Source organism: Amycolatopsis sp. NPDC047767 (genome assembly GCF_040704195.1).
GTDB lineage: Bacteria > Actinomycetota > Actinomycetes > Mycobacteriales > Pseudonocardiaceae > Amycolatopsis.
In genome coordinates, this window is sequence record NZ_JBEYSJ010000033.1 from 14,344 (window position 1) to 31,345 (window position 17,002).

The 17,002-nt window shown below is 70.6% G+C and carries 14 protein-coding genes; 6 read left to right on the forward strand and 8 right to left on the reverse strand.

Annotated features, from left to right (window positions below; genetic code table 11):
- Window positions 1-105: 105 nt before the first annotated feature.
- The 3 genes from AB0878_RS39165 to AB0878_RS39175 are packed head-to-tail and all read right to left on the reverse strand — an operon-like array spanning window position 106 to window position 2,528.
- Window positions 106-951: an ABC transporter permease gene (locus tag AB0878_RS39165; protein WP_366586146.1), complete on the reverse strand. Its 846-nt coding sequence runs from the start codon at window positions 949-951 to the stop codon at window positions 106-108.
- A complete protein-coding gene (locus tag AB0878_RS39170; protein ID WP_366586148.1) occupies window positions 948-1,931 on the reverse strand; it encodes an ATP-binding cassette domain-containing protein in 984 nt (327 codons plus the stop codon). Before AB0878_RS39170 ends, AB0878_RS39165 begins: the two co-directional genes overlap by 4 nt.
- Window positions 1,932-1,958: 27 nt before the next feature.
- Window positions 1,959-2,528: an NAD(P)H-dependent oxidoreductase gene (locus AB0878_RS39175; protein WP_366586150.1), complete on the reverse strand. Its 570-nt coding sequence runs from the start codon at window positions 2,526-2,528 to the stop codon at window positions 1,959-1,961.
- A gap of 181 nt (window positions 2,529-2,709) precedes the next feature.
- Between AB0878_RS39175 and AB0878_RS39180 the strand changes: the two genes are divergently transcribed.
- The 3 genes from AB0878_RS39180 to AB0878_RS39190 are packed head-to-tail and all read left to right on the forward strand — an operon-like array spanning window position 2,710 to window position 4,914.
- Window positions 2,710-3,705 carry a LacI family DNA-binding transcriptional regulator gene (locus AB0878_RS39180; protein WP_366586152.1) on the forward strand — a complete coding sequence of 332 codons (996 nt, stop codon included), beginning with the start codon at window positions 2,710-2,712 and terminating at the stop codon, window positions 3,703-3,705.
- 40 nt (window positions 3,706-3,745) lie between these two features.
- Entirely contained in the window at window positions 3,746-4,306 is a 561-nt protein-coding gene (locus tag AB0878_RS39185) for a helix-turn-helix domain-containing protein (protein WP_366586154.1), read from the forward strand.
- Window positions 4,303-4,914 carry a class I SAM-dependent methyltransferase gene (locus tag AB0878_RS39190; protein ID WP_366586156.1) on the forward strand — a complete coding sequence of 204 codons (612 nt, stop codon included), beginning with the start codon at window positions 4,303-4,305 and terminating at the stop codon, window positions 4,912-4,914. The genes AB0878_RS39185 and AB0878_RS39190 overlap by 4 nt, the downstream gene beginning before the upstream one ends.
- A gap of 85 nt (window positions 4,915-4,999) precedes the next feature.
- Here the strand turns inward: AB0878_RS39190 and AB0878_RS39195 are convergent, their stop codons facing one another.
- The 3 genes from AB0878_RS39195 to AB0878_RS39205 are packed head-to-tail and all read right to left on the reverse strand — an operon-like array spanning window position 5,000 to window position 10,247.
- Window positions 5,000-5,890, reverse strand: a complete 891-nt coding sequence (locus tag AB0878_RS39195; RefSeq protein ID WP_366586158.1) for an ROK family protein — start codon at window positions 5,888-5,890, stop codon at window positions 5,000-5,002.
- Complete coding sequence (locus AB0878_RS39200; protein ID WP_366586160.1) at window positions 5,887-8,796, reverse strand: glycoside hydrolase family 2 TIM barrel-domain containing protein; 2,910 nt, start codon at window positions 8,794-8,796, stop codon at window positions 5,887-5,889. Before AB0878_RS39200 ends, AB0878_RS39195 begins: the two co-directional genes overlap by 4 nt.
- Window positions 8,793-10,247 (reverse strand): APC family permease, encoded by a 1,455-nt coding sequence (locus tag AB0878_RS39205; RefSeq protein ID WP_366586162.1) that lies wholly within the window; start codon window positions 10,245-10,247, stop codon window positions 8,793-8,795. The genes AB0878_RS39200 and AB0878_RS39205 overlap by 4 nt, the downstream gene beginning before the upstream one ends.
- Window positions 10,248-10,347: 100 nt before the next feature.
- Here AB0878_RS39205 and AB0878_RS39210 point away from each other — a divergent pair, with 100 nt between their 5' ends.
- Window positions 10,348-11,550, forward strand: a complete 1,203-nt coding sequence (locus AB0878_RS39210; protein WP_366586164.1) for an ROK family protein — start codon at window positions 10,348-10,350, stop codon at window positions 11,548-11,550.
- A gap of 3 nt (window positions 11,551-11,553) precedes the next feature.
- Here the strand turns inward: AB0878_RS39210 and AB0878_RS39215 are convergent, their stop codons facing one another.
- Window positions 11,554-12,180 carry a TetR/AcrR family transcriptional regulator gene (locus AB0878_RS39215; RefSeq protein ID WP_366586166.1) on the reverse strand — a complete coding sequence of 209 codons (627 nt, stop codon included), beginning with the start codon at window positions 12,178-12,180 and terminating at the stop codon, window positions 11,554-11,556.
- Between the two features lie 225 nt (window positions 12,181-12,405).
- Between AB0878_RS39215 and AB0878_RS39220 the strand changes: the two genes are divergently transcribed.
- Entirely contained in the window at window positions 12,406-13,503 is a 1,098-nt protein-coding gene (locus AB0878_RS39220; RefSeq protein ID WP_366586168.1) for a DnaJ domain-containing protein, read from the forward strand.
- 261 nt (window positions 13,504-13,764) lie between these two features.
- Window positions 13,765-14,370, forward strand: a complete 606-nt coding sequence (locus AB0878_RS39225) for a LysE family transporter (RefSeq protein WP_366586170.1) — start codon at window positions 13,765-13,767, stop codon at window positions 14,368-14,370.
- Window positions 14,371-14,419: 49 nt separating this feature from the next.
- Here the strand turns inward: AB0878_RS39225 and AB0878_RS39230 are convergent, their stop codons facing one another.
- Window positions 14,420-16,876 (reverse strand): M14 family zinc carboxypeptidase, encoded by a 2,457-nt coding sequence (locus AB0878_RS39230; RefSeq protein ID WP_366586293.1) that lies wholly within the window; start codon window positions 16,874-16,876, stop codon window positions 14,420-14,422.
- Window positions 16,877-17,002: the final 126 nt, after the last annotated feature.

Here is a 17,002-nt window from a genome sequence, read left to right on the forward strand (position 1 = left end):
GCTTTCCCGCCTTGACAACCGGTCCAGACCGTAGTGACACTCGAAAATCGGGGTGCCCCACCACACTTCCTCGAATGCAATGGTGCGCTCCGCGCGCCGAGCACTTCACTTCCGGTTGTACAACCGCATAGTCCACGTCCCGAACACCACCGTCAGGGCCCCGGCCGCGATCAACGTCCACATGATCGCCCCGAAGTCCCACGCCCCGGCCATCATCGACCGGACCCCGCTCACCAGCTGCGTGATGGGATTCAGCTCCACAAAAACCTGCAACCACCCCGGCATGGTCGACGGATCCACATACACGTTGGACAGAAAAGTCAGCGGCATGATCACCATCATGCTCACCCCCATCACCGACTTCTCCGACCTCAGCAACAACCCGAACATCGTCCACACCCACGACAGCCCGAACGAAAACACCAGCAGCAGCACAACCCCGGCGACCACACCCCCGAACCCGCCAGGCGGCCGGAACCCCAGAATCAACCCCACCACCATGATCACCACGGACGCGATCACATACCGCAATGCGTCCCCCAGTAAATACCCCACCATCGCCGACGGTCGCCAAATCGGCAACGTCCGAAACCGGTCGAACACCCCCTTCTCGATATCCGTGTTGACAGCCAACCCGGTATACATCGTGATCATCACAACACTCGACGCCAAAATCCCCGGCAGGAAAAACTGCAGATACTGCGAAGGCGACCCCGCCAACGCCCCACCGAACAAATACGTGAACATCAACGTCATCATGATCGGAAACGCCGTCACGTCGAACAGCTGCTCCGGCACGTGCTTGATCTTCAGCACCGCCCGCCGTCCGAACGTGATGGACGTGGACAACGCGCTGGGCCGCGGCGGCCGCTCCACCGCCACCAGCAACGCCGCCAAATCCTCGACCTTCGGCGCCGCCAACTCGACATCAGCCTCACGTACAGTCGTCACACCGCCACCTCCTCAGCCGGACGATCGGTCAAAGCCAAGAACACCTCGTCAAGACTCGGCTGCCCCAGGGAAAACGTGTCCACCGTGATCCCCGCCCGAGCCAGCTCCGCCAACGCGCGCGACGCCCGGTCCGCCGCACCGAGATGCGCATCGGCCGACAGCCGCGCCGTCAACGCCACCGGATCCGGTTCCAACTGCACAGCCGCGTCGAGCGTGCGCCCCAGTACTTCAGCGGCAGCCGCACGCTGGTCGGAATCACGCAACCGAAGGTGCACAGCCCCCACCCCCACGGAGGCCTTCAGCTCCCCCTTGGTCCCCTCCGCGATCACCTTCCCGTGATCGATCACCGCGATCCGCGACGCCAGCTGATCGGCCTCGTCGAGGTACTGCGTGGTCAGCAGCACCGTCGTCCCCTGCGCGACGATCGCCCGCACGATGTCCCACACCTGGTTGCGGCTACGGGGATCCAGCCCGGTCGTCGGCTCGTCGAGGAACAGCAGATCGGGCGTGTTGAGAATGCTCGCCGCGATGTCCAGCCGGCGCCGCATCCCACCCGAGTAGTTCTTCACCTGACGCGCCGCCGCGTCGGTCAACCCGAACGCCTCCAGCAGCTGCGCCGCCCGCGACCGCGCCGCGGGTTTGCGATGCCCCAGCAACCGAGCCAGCATCACGAGGTTCTCGGTCCCGGTGAGATCCTCGTCGACCGACGCGTACTGCCCCGTGAGGCTCACCCGGCTGCGCACGGCATCGGCGTCCCGCACGACGTCCTTGCCGAACACCCGTGCCTCGCCCCCGTCGGGTCTGGTCAGCGTCGCCAGCATCCGCACGGCCGTCGTCTTGCCCGCGCCGTTGGGGCCGAGGACGCCGTACACGGTGCCGGCGGGCACCACGAGGTCGATGCCGTCGACTGCCCGGGTCTCCCCGAACACCTTCACGAGCCCGGCGGTCTCGATCGCCGGCTCGGCGGTGGCACTGCTCATGTCTGTCCTTTCCCCGTCACAGTCGGTTCACGCGCAATACGGCCGCGCCCGCCGCCCGTCGCGCAGGGCGAGCCCCCACCAGACGAGCTCGTCGAGCAACGTCGTCACGGCGTGCGCGTAGCGCTCCGGATCGGGCCGGAACCCGCCGTCGGCGACGCGACCTTCGAGCAGGTCGAGGCACACCGCGTCGCGCAACGTCGCCGTGTGCAGCTCGGTGAACACCCCGCGAAGCTGCTCCACCGCGTACCGGCCGGCGGCGCGGTAGCCGTAGGAGACGAACCCGACCGGCTTCGCCCGCCACTCGTCGTACGCGCAGTCGATGGCCTGCTTCAGCGACGCCGGGAAGCTGCGGTTGTACTCCGGCGTGACGACCACGTACGCCTCCGCCGCCGCGATCCGCCGCGCGAACCCGGCCATCGCCGGCGTCGGCCGCGCGGGGTAGCACGCCGGGATCGCGAAGTCGGCGAGGTCGACCACGTCGAGGTCCAGCCCGGTGCGCGCACCGGCCCGCTCGACGAACCACCGGCCGACGCCGCCGCCCACCCGGCCCTCCCGGGTGCTGGCGACGACCACGGCCACCCGCAGCTTCTCCTGCACACAGTGAAGGCGCCAGATCCGCGCGAGCCGCCGCCAGATCGAATCTGGCAGACGTCAGGCGAGGAACGGGTGCAGCCCGTAGATCGGGATCACCGACCCCACGAGCCACGCGGCACCCGCGCACCGTTGAAACGTTTCATCATCGTGTTAGGCTGGCCGTCCCAAGGGGCGAGGGAGGGCCGTGGTCGGCATCAAGGACGTCGCGAAGCGCGCGGGCGTTTCGATCGGCACAGTGTCCAATGTGGTCAATCGGCCGCACGTCGTCGCGACGGCCACGCGCAACCGGGTGCTGTCGGTCATCCAGGAGCTGGGGTACGTGCGCGACGAGTCCGCGCGGCAGCTGCGGGCGGGGCGTTCGCGGATCATGGCGCTGCTCGTGCTCGACCTCGGGAACCCGTTTTTCGTCGACGTCGCGCGCGGCGCCGAGGAAGCCGCCCACGCGCAGGGGATCAACATCATCACGTGCAACAGCGGGCAGCGGGTGGAGACCGAGGCGTCGTACCTCGCGATGCTCGCCGAGCAGCGGGTGCGCGGCGTGCTGCTGAGCCCGGTCGACACCGCGGGCGACGCGATGCAGGCGTTCCGGCGCAGCGGGATCCCGTACGTGTTCGTGGACCGCAAAGTGCCCGCCGACGAGGCCAGCTCTGTGTCCGTCGACGACGTCGCCGGTGGCGCGCTGGCCGCGCGGCACCTGCTGGAGACCGGGCACCGGCACATCGGGTTCGTGAACGGTCCCACCATCCTCACGCAGTGCCGTGACCGCGACGCCGGCGTGCGTTCCGTGCTCACCGGCTCGGGCGCGCAGTTGTCGGTGGTCGAAGCGATCGGCCTCGACGTCGCGTCGGGCCGCGACGCGGGCGCGCGCCTGCTCGGCATGAGCCCCCGGCCGACGGCTGTGTTCTGCGCCAACGACCTGCTCGCCCTCGGTGTGCTGCAGGCGATGGTCGGCGCCGGCGTGCGCGTGCCGGACGAGATGGCCATCGTCGGCTACGACGACATCGAGTTCGCGGGCGCGGCGGCCGTCCCGCTCACGTCCGTGCGCCAGCCCGCGTTCCGGCTCGGGCGCACGGCCGCCGAGCAGCTGCTCGCGGAGACGGACGAGAACCCGCCGCCGCACCGCGAAGAGGTCTTCACGCCGGAGCTGGTGGTGCGGGAGTCGACGCGCGTTCGGCGATAACTGTTTACACCGGAGTGTACAGAGAGCTATAAACACTCTCGTGGACACCGGTCGCAAGCTGCTGCCCCGCGCCGAACGCCGCGCGCAGATCCTCGCCGCGGCGCGCACGGCCTTCGCTCGCGACGGCTACGCGGCTACCACGATCGAGCTGGTCGCCCGCGAGTCCGGCGTGACGGCGACGATCATCTACCGCCACTTCGCCGGCAAGCCCGACCTGTACCGCGCCGTCCTCGACGACGTCCGCGACCGCCTGCGCGCGGCCACGTCGGACCGTCCCGACCCGGTGCGCGCGGCGGTCTCCGCGGCGGCCGCCGACCCGGACGGCTTCCGCCTGCTGTTCCGCCACGTCGCACGCGAGCCGGAGTTCAGCGAATGGGCGGCCGACTTCCGCTCGCGCAGCTCCCTGGTCGCGGAATCGGCGCTGCCGGCGGAAATCCCCGACCCGGCACGCCGTGCCTGGGCCGCGACCTTGTTGACCACGCTCTCGGTGGAAACGATCCTCACCTGGCTCGACGCCGGCCGCCCCGCTTCCGGGGAGACGGTCGCCGCCGCCATCGACGCCGCCTCCGCCGCCTTGATCACCACGATCGGAGCACCATGACCTACCACGACGTCGGCCGCTTCGACGCCCGCGCCGACACCTACGACAAGCCGGCCCTGCAGGGCTTCTTCGGCGCCGTCCACCGCGCGACGCTTTCCTTCGCCACCCCTGACGCGCCGGGTTCGGTCCTGGACGTGGGCGCCGGCACCGGCGAACTGCTCGCGCTGGTCCACGCCCGTTTCCCGGACGCCGCTTTGTCCGGTGTGGACCCCGCGGCCCGGATGCTCGCACGGGCACGGGAAAAGCCTTTCCCGGCCGAACTTTCCATCGGCACCGCGGAGGCTCTCCCCTTCCCGGCCGAGCACTTCGACCTGGTGCTGTCGACGATGTCGTTCCACCACTGGGCCGACCCCGCCCGGGGCCTCGCGGAAATCCACCGCGTCCTCACTCCCGGCGGCACGGCGGTCGTGGCGGAACACTTCACGCGAGGCTGGCTACGCGTTGCCGCCCGCCTCCTGCCGCGCCGCAACCGCACGGAAAGTGTCGAGGACGTCGTCTCACTGGCCCACAACGCCGGCCTCGACTTCGCCGGCCAAGCGACCGTCTTCCGCTTGGCGGGACTGCCTTTCGTCACCGCTCTCCGGTTGCGCAAGCCCGGAAACGCCTGAGGGGCGGCACCGAAACGGCACCGCCCCTCCGGACGTGGGTACCCGAAGCTGCGCCGGGTCGGGGCACCGGCACACCTTCGGGCAGCTATCCCCCGGTACTCAGCCGCATGGCCAGAGCCACCGCGCCGAGCAGCGACGCGTCCTGGTCGAACCGCGCCGCCACCAGTTCCGGCGGGAACGGCACCGCCCCAGCCAAGCGGTCACGCAGAGCCGGCAGCAGCACGTCGGCCGAGCGGACCAGCCCGCCGCCCACGGCGATCCGCGAAGGATCGAACGCGATGGCCAGATTGGCGACGTGCATGGACAACTCGTCCAACGCCGAGGTGACCAGTTCCTTCGCCTGCGTGTTCTCCCGAGCCAGCTCGAACAACGAAGCCGCCGTCACCGGACGGCCCAGCAGCTCCGCGGCCCGGCGGCCCAGCCCGCGCCCGCCGACGGCCTCCTCCAGCGGCGCCGAGCCGCTGGCGAAGCCGTCGGTGTCCTGGGGCGCGAGCAGGTTGTAGCCGATCTCGCCCGCGGCCCCGTTGGCGCCGGTCAGCACGACACCGCCGACCAGGACCGCGGCGGCGATGCCGGTGCCCAGCGAGAGGAACACCGCCGGATCGGCGCCCGCGAGGGTGCCGAACTCCCATTCCGCCAGGGCGGCCGCCTTGGCGTCCGTGCCGGTGGCGATGGGGACGCCGCCGAACTCGGCCGCGACCAGCGAACGCAGGTGCAGCTGTTCCCACCCGGGCACGTTGGGCGCGAGCAGGATCCGGTCCTCCAGGACGATCCCGGGGCTGACGACACCGACCGAGTCGACGCACGCGCCCTCGTCGGCCACCAGAGCCCTGGCCCCGGCGAGCGCGCGCGTCACCACCTGCTCGGCCCCCGCCTCGGCGTCGGTGTCCAGCCGGCGCGTCGCCAGCAGGGTTCCGGCGTCGTCAGCAAGCCCCAGCGCCACTTTCGTGCCGCCGAAGTCGATACCCAGGATCACTCGCGAGTCCCCTCGATCGCCGGCGGGCGGACGGCGTAGCCGCCGTGGTGACCGCGCGAAGCGGGCACCACCACGTTGCCGGTGTTGAAACCGTCGACCGTGATCACGGCAGGTGCGCCGTGCAGGTCCGCGGCCTTGTAGGTCACCGTCAGCGTCTGCGACTCGCCGGGCCACAGCGTGATGTCGTTGTCGTCCCACGTCGCCGCGGCGAGCTGGCTGTCGCCGGACGCGACACCACCGGAAGCGGTGCCCCGGCGGACGTCGGCGCGGAGGAAGAACCCGACGGCCGGCGTCTTCGACGTGTTGGTCACCGTCACCGTGGTCGCCGTGTCGGCCCCGTCCGGACCCGCCACGCGCTTGGTCGAGCTCTCGACACCGATCTGCGCCTTCGGCAGCTCACGCAGCGCGGACATGTCGCTGTACTGGCTGAGCGTGGCCTGCGGCTCGCCCAGGGTCTTGTTCCAGTCGACGACGTCCTTCTGCGTGGAGAGCCAGTAGACGTTGCGGTCCACGACCTTCGCGCCCTGCTTCACCTGCAGCTCCACGAAGTCCACCTGCGCCTTGGCCGGCGGCTTCGTCTCGGCCGGCACCTTCGGCTTGAGCAGCCCGGTGACGACACCCTGCGAGTTCAGCGACACGTTCTTCGCCGTCTGGTCGTCGAGCACCTTGCCCGCGGTGTCGTACACCCTGGCCTGCACCGAAACACCGGACTGCGTACCGCCGCCGAGGTTGGCCAGGGTCACGGAACCGTTGTCGTAGCCGTAGATCGCGTGCAGCGGCTCGTTGGCCTTCTTCGCGCCGAAGAACGCGCCCGGCTGGTCACCGTCGTCGTTGTAGAGCGACCACAGCAGCGTCGGCCAGCCCTTGTTCAGCTGCCAGTACACGACCCCGGTCGACGGGTTGTCCTTGTCCGTCGAGTGCGCGATGAACGACTCGAACTGCGACCGGGTGTTCTCGTAGTTCGCGACCTGCGCGGACTCCACATAGGACTCCAGCGAGTTCCACTTGCCGTAGCGCTGGGTGATGGAGTTGTCCAACGTGTACAGCGTGCCGAAGGCGTAACCGCCGTGGTCGGGCTCGAAGTTGGCGTGGTACTGGTTGTACGCCGGGTCCTGCCACAGCTTCGCCTGCTCCTCGGGCGAGAGGAACCGCTTGATGGAGTCCAAAGTGGGCACGGTGTGCCCGGCGCTCTGCTCGCTCGCGAAGCCCCACGAACCACCGGCGTTGGTCCGGCTGGAGTCACCGGAGTCGAAGTGCGACGTGTCGTACCAGTAGGCCGGCGGGACCCAGTCGTACGGGCCTTCCTTCTCACCGGAGACACCGAGCGTCGGGGTGCTCTTGTACTCCGCCGAAGCGATCACCGGCACCTGGAAATCGGCTTCGGAGAACGCGGCGAGCGTCTCGGACTCCTGCCGAGCGACGGGTTCGTTGTCGCTCCAGCCGTAGTTGAAGACGCTCGGGTGGTTGCGCTCGCGCTGCGCGATCGAGTACGCGGAGTCGTGCATGATCCGGTAGTCGCGATCGGTGAGCTTCGAGGCGTCCTCGGGCTGCCAGGCGTCGCAGCACAGGAAGCCGCCGATCACCAGCAGGCCCGCGCGGTCGGCCTGATCGTAGAAGTCCTGCGGCATGTCGTGGCCCTCGAGCCGCACGCCGGACAGGCCCATGTTCTTGATCAGCGCGATCTGGTGCGCGGTGTCGGCCTTGTCGTAGCGCAGGAACAGGTCCGGCGCGAAACCGCCGCCGCGGAACACGAAGTCCTTGCCGTTCACGGCGAACAGCCGCGAGCCCTGCGGCAGCGGCGCCGACTTGCCGACGAGCTTCGAGGTCACCGTGCGGATGCCGAAAGTGTCCGAAGAGGACGTGGACACGACGCCGCCCTGGCTCACCGAGGTGTCCAAAGTGTACAGCGGCTGCGCGCCCATCGAGTACGGCCACCACACCTGCGGCTTGCGGATCTTCAGCGCCGCGAACTTCGCCGGCGTGAACGTCACCGTCTGCTTGGCGTGCGCCGCCACCTTCACGCTCTGCTTCACCACGATGGGCGCGCCCGACGGCGGGTTCACCGTGGCCGTGACGTCACCGGTCTGCGCCGAGCCGGCGTTGTTGGTGACGTCGACCTTCACCGTCAGCGAGGAGGTGGACAGGTCGGGAGCGTTGTCCTGCACCACGTGGGCGTTGTCGCCGGTGAGCGCGTCGGACAGCTGCAGGGTCGGCGGGTACTGGATGCCGGTGTTGTTGTCCGGCGGGATCTGGCCCCAGTCGACCTGGTCGAGCGTGTACATCGTGAGCGGGTTGTTCGGGTAGACCTTGATCGCCAGCGTGTTCTTGCCCGGCTTCAGCAGCTTGGTCACGTCGAAGGTGTGGCCGGCGAACGCGCCGCTCACCACGTCCTTGCCTGCCACCAGCGTGCCGTTGACCCACACGTCGCCCTCGCCGACGATGCCCGGGATCGTGAGCTTGCCGTTCTTGCCCTTGGCGAAACCGGGGTCGAAGTCCGTGCGGTACCACCACGGGTCGGAGAACGGCTTCGTGGTCACGGGGCCGAGCTTGTCGACGTACCCGAAGCACTTGCGCATGTTGTCGGAGTAGAAGACGTCCGGGCACTTGCCGTTCTGCACCAGCGCGTTGATCTCGGTGCCCGGCGCGCCCGCGTCATCGGCCTTGACCGGCAGCCAGCCCTTCGTCGAGTACCCGGGCTGCGAGACGCGGTCACCGCCGTCCTTCACGCTCGCGGTGGTGAGCACCTGCCAGCCCGACGTGCCGATCGTGGACAGCCCCTGCTCACGCGGAGCGTGGTGCTGGGGCGACGCGGCGGGCGCCTGGGCCGACGCCGTCGCGCTCACCACCCCCGGGACCAGGATCAGCGCGGCGGCCGCCGCGATCCCGGCGACGAGCGGTTTCCTCATGCCTCAAGCCCCTCTTCGGTCGGCTGCTGCTGCGCGAGGACGAACTCCTCGCGGATCTCCTTCGGCCCGAACGGCCACGTCTTCTCCGCCGCTGCGTAAATCAGGAACGCGACGACGCCGAGCACGATCCACGCCACGGAAAGGACGATCGAGAGCAACGTGGCGGAGATGTAGATGTACACCCAGCCGGCGAGCGCGATGATCGTCGGGATCGGGTAGAGGAACTGGCGGTACGGCCGCTTCAACGTCGGCTGGCGGCGGCGCAGCACCCAGATCGCGGCGACCTGCGCCAGCGACTGGATGATCACGAGCACGGTCACGGCCGCGTTGATCACGTCGGTCAGGGTGAACAGCGAGCCGATCGCGGTGATCACGCCCATCGTCAGCACGCCGGCGGTGGGCAGGTTCAGCTTCGGGTGCAGCTTGGCGAACACCGGCAGGAACACCTTGTCGCGCGCGGCTTCGAACGGCACGCGCGAGCCGCCGAGCAGGCCGGCGAAGACGGAGCCGATGGCGGCGATGACGATGAAGACGGTGATCACCTTCGCGGTGACCGTGCCCCACGCCTGCTCCAGCACGGTGGAGGCGACCGACGTCGCGTTCTTCAGCTCGTCGAGCGGGATCGAGCCGAGCACGCCGACCTGCAGCAGGAAGTAGAGCGCCATGATGCCGAGGATCGAGAAGATGATCGACCGCGGGATCGTGCGGCCCGGGTTGCGGACCTCACCGCCGAGGTAGGCGCTGGTGTTGTAGCCGAGGTAGTCGTAGATGGCGATGACGAGGCCGGCGCCGAGGCCGCCCCAGAAGGCGCCGCCCGAGCCGAACGCGCCGGGGGTGAAGGCGAACGCCTGGCCGCCGCTGAAGTGCGAGAAGGCCGCGACGATCACGGTCAGCACGGCGAACAGCATGATCACGAACAGGACGGTGGTGAGCTTGCTGATCTGGCCGATGCGCCGGAACAGCGCCAGCACGATCACCACGACGATCGCGATGCCGATGATCTTGCCCAGCGGCGTCACGCCGCCGTCGTCGACCACGCCCGGGATGAGGTAGCCGAGGTACTGGACGAGGCCGATGATGCCCGTGGACATGATCAGCGGGATGAACAGCACGGCGCTCCAGGCGAACAGGAACGGCATCAGCCGCCCGGTGCGGTACTGGAAGGCTTCGCGGAGGTAGATGTAGGTGCCGCCGGCGCCGGGCAGCGCGGCGCCGAGCTCGGCCCAGACCAGGCCGTCGGCCAGGGCGATGATCGCGCCGATGATCCAGCCGAACATCGCCTGCGGGCCGCCCATCGTGGCGACCATCGCCGGGATGGTCACGAACGGGCCGATCCCGCACATCTGCGTCATGTTGATCGCGGTCGCCTGCAGCGGCCCGATCTTGCGTTCGAGACCGGTCCGTGGAAGATCCGCCGTTCCGGAAGCCCCCGAACGGGTGGGTGAGCTCACGTCGCGCCTCCGTCCAATAGTTAGTAAAGCTTCTTAACATAAGATTTGCGGGGTCGGAAGGGCCGCGTTCGTAAAGTTGTGGAAACGGCGAGGGGTGAGCATGGCGGGACCGCGGGTGGGCACACCGGCGAACATGCGCGAGCTGAACCAGCGGCTGGTGCTGGACCGGTTGCGCGCCGGTGGTGCGGCCACGCGGCCCGGGATCGCCGCCGACACCGGGCTTTCGAAGCCGACGGTGGGCCAGGCGCTGCTCGATCTGGAGCAGTGCGGATTGGTCCGGGCCACCGGCCACAGCCCGTCGGGGCCGGGGCGCGCCGCCGTCGTGTACCGGGTGGCGCCCGAGGCCGGGCACGTCGTGGGCGTGGACATCGGCCGGCGTTCGATCCGCGTGGCCGTGGCCGATCTGGACGGGAGCATCGTCGCGCGGCTCGACGAGCCGAACCGGTGCCGGTCGGGCAGCGCGCTGGTCCGGACGGTCGGCGACGCCGTGGGCCGCGCGGTCGCGTCGGCCGGGCTGGCACCGGCCGACGTCGTGGCCACCGTGGTCGGCACGCCGGGCATTCCGGACGCGCGCACCGGAACCGTTCACCGGGCGCCGAACCTGCCGGGGTGGGAGCGCAAGGGGCTGCTGCACTCGCTGGCCGAACGGCTGTGCGCACACGGTTCGGACCTCGTCGTGGAGAACGATGCGAACCTGTGCGCGGTCGGCGAGCACGCGCTGGGCGCGGCACTGGGGGTGGACGTGCTGGTGTGCCTCACGGTGGGCACCGGCATCGGGATGGGCGTGCTGGTCGGCGGGAAGCTGTTCCGGGGCGCGCACGGCGCGGCGGGCGAGATCGCGGACCTGCCGGCGGGCGCCCGTGCCTCCGGGGCGCGCGCTCACCGGCCCGGGCCGATGGAGGACGTCGCTTCGGCGCACGCGATCGTCGCGCGGGCCCGCGCGCTGGGGTCGACCGCGCGGAGTGCTCGGGAGGTATTCCGGTCTGCCGCGGACGGGGATCCGGTGACGCTGCGAGTGGTCGAGGAGGAGGCCGAGCACCTGGCGCACGTGGTGGCCGCGGTGACGGCGGTGCTCGACCCCGGGCTCATCGTGCTGGGCGGTGGCATCGGGAGCAACGCGGCGCTGCTCGCCGGGCCGATGCGGCGTGCCTTGGCCGCGACGACGCCGTTCGCGCCGGAGATCGTCGCCGGGCAGCTGGGGCCGGAGGCTGTGCTGGCGGGCGCGGTGACGACGGCGCTCGGCACGGCGCGGGAGCTGGTCTTCGAACGGCGCGAGCCGCGGCGGACGGCCGCGCAAGCCTGAGCGTCACCGCGCGGCGGCTTCGACGATCGTCAGCAGGTCTTCGAGGTCCTTCACGAACTCGGCGTCGCAGTCGACGCGGTGCGGCAGCGAGCCGAGCCGGTGGTGGGCGGGCAGGTCCGCGGGGCCGAGCTCGACGCGGCGCGAGCGGGCGAGGCGGGTGCTCGCGGCGAAGCGGCCTTCGACCTCCGAGAGGACGTGGCCGAAGACGAACGTGGACAGCAGGCGTTCCAGGCGTGGGACTTCGTTTTCGGGCACGCCCGCGTCCAGCAGCGCCTGGTACACGCGTTCGGCCGGGAGCAGCGACTGCTCGCTCGCCGCCGGACGGGTGAACAGAAGGCCGGCCACGGCGGGGTGCTCGCGCGCGACCGCCCGCGCGCCCGTGGCCAGTTCACGCAGCCGGGTGAAGGGGGCGAGGTCCGCGGCGGGGGTGGGCAGCAGGGTGAGCAGGTGGGCGGCGATGCCGTCGAGGAGGTCGTCCTTGCTGCGGAAGTAGCCGTACAGCGCCATGGGCGTGAGGCCGAGCCGGGCGGCGACGCCGCGCATCGACAGGGCGGGCAGGCCGCGTTCGGCCGCCAGCTCCAGTGCCGCGCCCACGATCTCGGACCGCCGGGCGGTCTTGAGTCTGCGCACCCCGCGCAGTCTGCACCGTGGACCCGCGAGTCTACGGCGTAGATCACGCACCGGAACCCGATCGAGCGACAGTGCGCAGCCAGCACGGGGTCCGCACTGTCCACTGTGGTCACCGGCGCCGGACGATGAACGGGGTTCACCCCGGCGCGCCGCGGAGGCGGTTGCCGATCGCGATCACCGACCCCATATCGTTGCGCGGCAGCCATTCGGAGGTGGAACGCGAACGTGCCCGAAGTCGACTACTACGCGGTGCTCGGCGTGGGGAAGACGGCGTCGCCCACGGAGGTCAAGGCTGCCTACCGCAGGCTGGCGAAGACGCTGCACCCCGACGCGGGCGGCACCGTCGGCACGTTCCAGCTGCTGCGCGAGGCCTACGACACGCTGAGTGATCCCCGCGCTCGCGCTGCGTACGACGCCGGCATCCCGACCGTGCACGCGCGCCCGCCCGCGAAGCCGAAGCGCCGCCGATTCAGCGAAGAGCCCGGGTTCGTGCCCGAGCCGCTGGACCTGGAGCCGGACGAGCTCGAGTGGTGGGAGTTCGCGGCGCAGGACCCGCGCGTGCGCCACGGGCGGCGACGCGGACCCGGGCACACGCCGGTGGTCGCGGCCGTCACCGGAATGGTGCTGGTGCTGGCGCCACTGGTGCTGGGCGTGGACTTCACGCCGCCGGTGCTCATCGTGTGGCTCGCGCTCACGGCCGCCACGGCGCTGCTGGTGCAGCGCCTGGCCCGCGGCTACCTCGCCGCGCGGCGCGCCCGCAGCGAGTTCGCCGCGGAGTTCGGCGGCGGCTCGGTGTTCGGCAGCCCCGGCGTGGAAGCCGACGAGCTCGCCGAACGCCTCACCGCCGACCTCCTCGAGCGCTACCTGACGCGGCTGCCCGCCGCCCGCATCTTCCACGGTCTCGCCTGGCCGGGCTCCGTCTTCGCCGACGTCGACCACGCCGTGCTGTGCGGCAAACGCCTCGTGCTCATCGAGTCGAAACAGTGGCTCCCCGGCCACTACGAAACCGCCGACGACGGCCGCCTCCTGCGCAACGGCCGCCCCTTCCGCGGCGGCGGCTCCCGCCTGGCCGAAAGTCTCGACTCCTACCGCGACCTCCTCCCCGGCATCGCCCTGCGCGGCGCCATGATCGTCTACCCCAGCCGCGCCGGCGCCATCACCACGGCCGACTCCGACCCCGCCCTGGACCCTGCCGCGCCCATGACGCCGGAACAGTTCCTGCACGAAATCGGCGGCTGGCTCTCGGCGGAACCGTCTACTGTGGACCACAACGCACTGCGAACGGTGCGGGGCCAGGTCGTGGGGAGCGGGCGGGCCGCGTAGGCGAGCGAGGACGCCGAGAGATCCTGCCTACGCCTCGCGCCGGCGCGGTGGTTGCACCGCTGCGGCCTCGCCACTCGGCTCGCACGGGCGAAGCGGCAAAGCTCGACCTGACTCCGAGCCGACCGCGGGAGTGAAACCGCGCGGCACCGCCGCTCCTCGCCGGTGCCGGAAGGCACGAGCCGAGCAGCCCACGCGGCACCGTGTTCCCGGCCGTCCCCGCCCGTCGTCCGGCGGCCCGCGCCCACGCGGGAGGATGACCACGTGAACACCGCGGCCACCCTGGGCACCGTCCTGCTCGTCTACGCGCCCGCGGCGGTGACGCCGGGGCCGAACTTCGTGCTCATCGCGCACACCGCCGCGGCCGGGTCGCGCCGGGCGGCGGTGGCCGTGGCGGCCGGGGTCGTGGTGGCGGGTGGGCTGTTGGCGACGGTGGCCGTGTTCGGGTTGGGCGCGCTGCTCGCCGCGACGCCGTGGCTGGCGACCGCGTTGCGGATCGTGTGCGGGCTTTACCTGGCGTGGCTGGGGATCAGGCTGTGGTGGAAAGCGCGGGCACCCGACCAGGAGCCGCTGCCGGAGCGCAAGAACGCGTTCGGGCAGGGGATGCTGAGCAACGTCACCAACCCCAAGGCCGCGGTGTTCTTCGGGAGCGTGCTGACGGCCACGCTGCCGCCGACCGAGCCCACGGCGACGAAGGCGGCGGCGATCGGGCTCATCGTCCTGGCGTCGGCGACGTGGCACCTGTCGGTGGCGCTGCTGTTCTCCTCCCCCGTCACGCAACGCTGGTACGACCGGGCGCGGCCGGTGCTCAACCGGGTCGTCGGGGTGGTGCTCGTGGTGCTCGGGGTCGCGTTGGCCGTCACCGGCTGAGAAAGCCCGTGAAGGGCCCCGAGACGGAGCCCTCCACGGACCGGAAAACTCAGCCGTGCGAGCGGTTCTTCGCCGCGCGCGCCGAGTTGGTGCAGATCTCGCCGACGTCGATGGTCTGGCCGCGGTCGAGGTACACGTCCGCGATGCCCGCCAGCTTGCCCTTCGCATTGGCACAGGTCAGCTGGTAGGCCTCCTTCGGCCCGTACGTCGGCGGCACCGGCGACGCGAACGACACGCCACCGGTCCAGTCGTCCACCTGGGCCGGGTCGGCCTGGGCGTAGTTCACCAGCACCGCGCGGTAGTCACCGGCGGGCGGGTCGAACAGCACGGCGTGCTCCGAGGTGGTGCCGCCGTTGGCCGACGACGTCACGGCGTTGCCGGCGGCGTCGTACACGTACAGGTCCCAGTCGGTGTCCGGGTTCGCCCAGTTCACGTCCACGCTGAACTTCCCGTTGTCCACCTTGGGCAACCCGTCGACGTGGAACGTGAAGCTCTCCGACGCCGGGTTGTCCGGGTACGACTCGTTGATCGGCGGCACGCCCGCCGGGTTCGCCACGGCGTACCCGGCCTGCGCCGGGCCCTGCGGGTCACGCCCGTAGCGGCCCGCGACGTACGGCCGCGTCGACGGGTTCACCGACCACGCGAAGCGGCCGCCGGTCGAGGTGTAGGTGGAGTTGAGGTCGTCGGTCACGTACACGGGCGGCTTGGTGGAGCCGTCCGGCTGCAGCACGGGCGACGTCGGGGTCTGGAACGTCTTGTGCAGCTTGAGCTGGTAGCCCTTCGGCGCCGTGCCGATGAGCGTCGAATGCGCGGCCGGGTCGGCGGTGTTGCGCAGCATTTCCAGCAGCGCACCGCTGTTGCCACCCTTGCCGGCACCGGTCGACGGGGCCAGGCCCGCGTACTCGGCGACGACCCCGACCTCGTACGGCGTGTGGAACCCGGCGCCGCCGATCTCGATCGTGAAGCCCCAGCCGCCGGTGGCCCAGTACGACCAGTCCTCCGTGGTGCCGGTGGTGTCGTACAGCGCCCAGCTCGGTTCGCTCGTGTAACCGTTGTGGGAGGCCAGCTTGTCGCCCAGCGCCTTGTACACCGGGTCCTCGAGCGGCGGCCGCACGTCGGCGACGCCCGGCGGACGCAGCACGAGCGCCGCGTTGGTGTGGAAGGTGATCAGGTTCGTCACCTGCCGCGACGACACGACCGAACGGATGTTGCGCGACTCCGGCTCGCTGAACGGCGCCGAACCGCGGAACGTCTCACTGCTCCACGACAGGCCCGCTCCCCCGCCGCCCCAGAAGCCGGCGTAGTTGCGGTTCGGGTCGGTGCCGCGCTGCGCGCCGCCCGGGTTCGCCTTGCAGACGCCGGTGGCGAACTGCGGCGGCGAATCGGCGGCGTTGCAATTCTTTCGCTTCATCTCGTAGTCGAATCGCGAGAAATCACCACGGGGTTCGGCTTCGCGGGAGATCGAGAAGCCGTCCGGGTTCACGATCGGCACGATGATGTTGCGCGTCTTGCCGACCAGCCCGCGGATCGTGGTGTCGTGGGTGTAGCCGTTGATCAGCTGGTACGCCCACTCCATCGTGGTCTCACCGGCCGGCCATTCGCGCGCGTGGTGGACGCCCATGGTGAAGTCGACGGGCTTGCCGTCGGCGGTGTTCGCGACGTCCGTGGCGATCTCGAGCCCGACGACGTCACGGCCCTCCCACGTCGGCTCCGGCAGCGTGAACGCCTTGACCAGCTTGGGGTTCTTGCGCGCGAGCTCCTTCATCTCGTATTCGTAGTCGTACAGGTGGCGGTAGCTCGTGCGGCCGGACGGCAGCACCGAGGACGCCGTCTTCGCGGCGTACTCGCGGTCGGTTTTCGCGTCGCGGATCGACTTCGCCGACAGGTCCGGCTCGACGACGGTGGACTTCAGCCCGCTCGCGGCGAGCGTGCGGCGGTCGGCGTCGCCGGCGAGCACGACCTCGACGCCCGTGGCGTCACCCTTTTCGGTGACGTCGAGGCCGAGTCCGAGGAGCTTGTTCTTGTCCGCGCGCGAAGGCGTGTGCACGCGGACGAGCTCGGCGCGCTGGGCCGGCGCGGCGGATCCGGTAGGGGTGCCCTGCGGGGTCAGCGCGAGGAAGTCGACGCCGAGTTTCGCCTCCTTGGCGTTGCCCGCGTACCGGCAGCTCTGGATCACGAGCTGCTGGCCCTTCTTCACGAAGCTCTCGGCGAGCTCGTGGCTGCGCAAGGCCGCCGAGGCCGCGACGAGCGCCCCGGTGGCCTTGTCGAATACGGCGAGGTCCCAGTCGCCCTCGGCGCCGGCACCCGGCGCCAGACGGGCCTGGACCAGGCCGTCGACCGTCGAGGCGACCTCGCGGCGGTCGGTGCCGGCCGCGCCGGGCGGCTGGAGCGCGGCGAAACACGACCGCACGACCGAGCGGTCGGCGTGCACCACGTTCTGCGCGGCCGTGGCCGACGTCGGCAGGGCGACGAACGTCCCCGCCAGGACGCCGGCCGTGGCCAGCAGGACCCACGGTCTGGATCTTCTGAGTGAGAGTCTGGATGAAAGCGGTGAATTCCCCACGTTCGCGGACCTCCCAGGGCCGAGCCGGGAGCAGGGACGCTCCGGCAGCGAACGACCATATCGACGCAA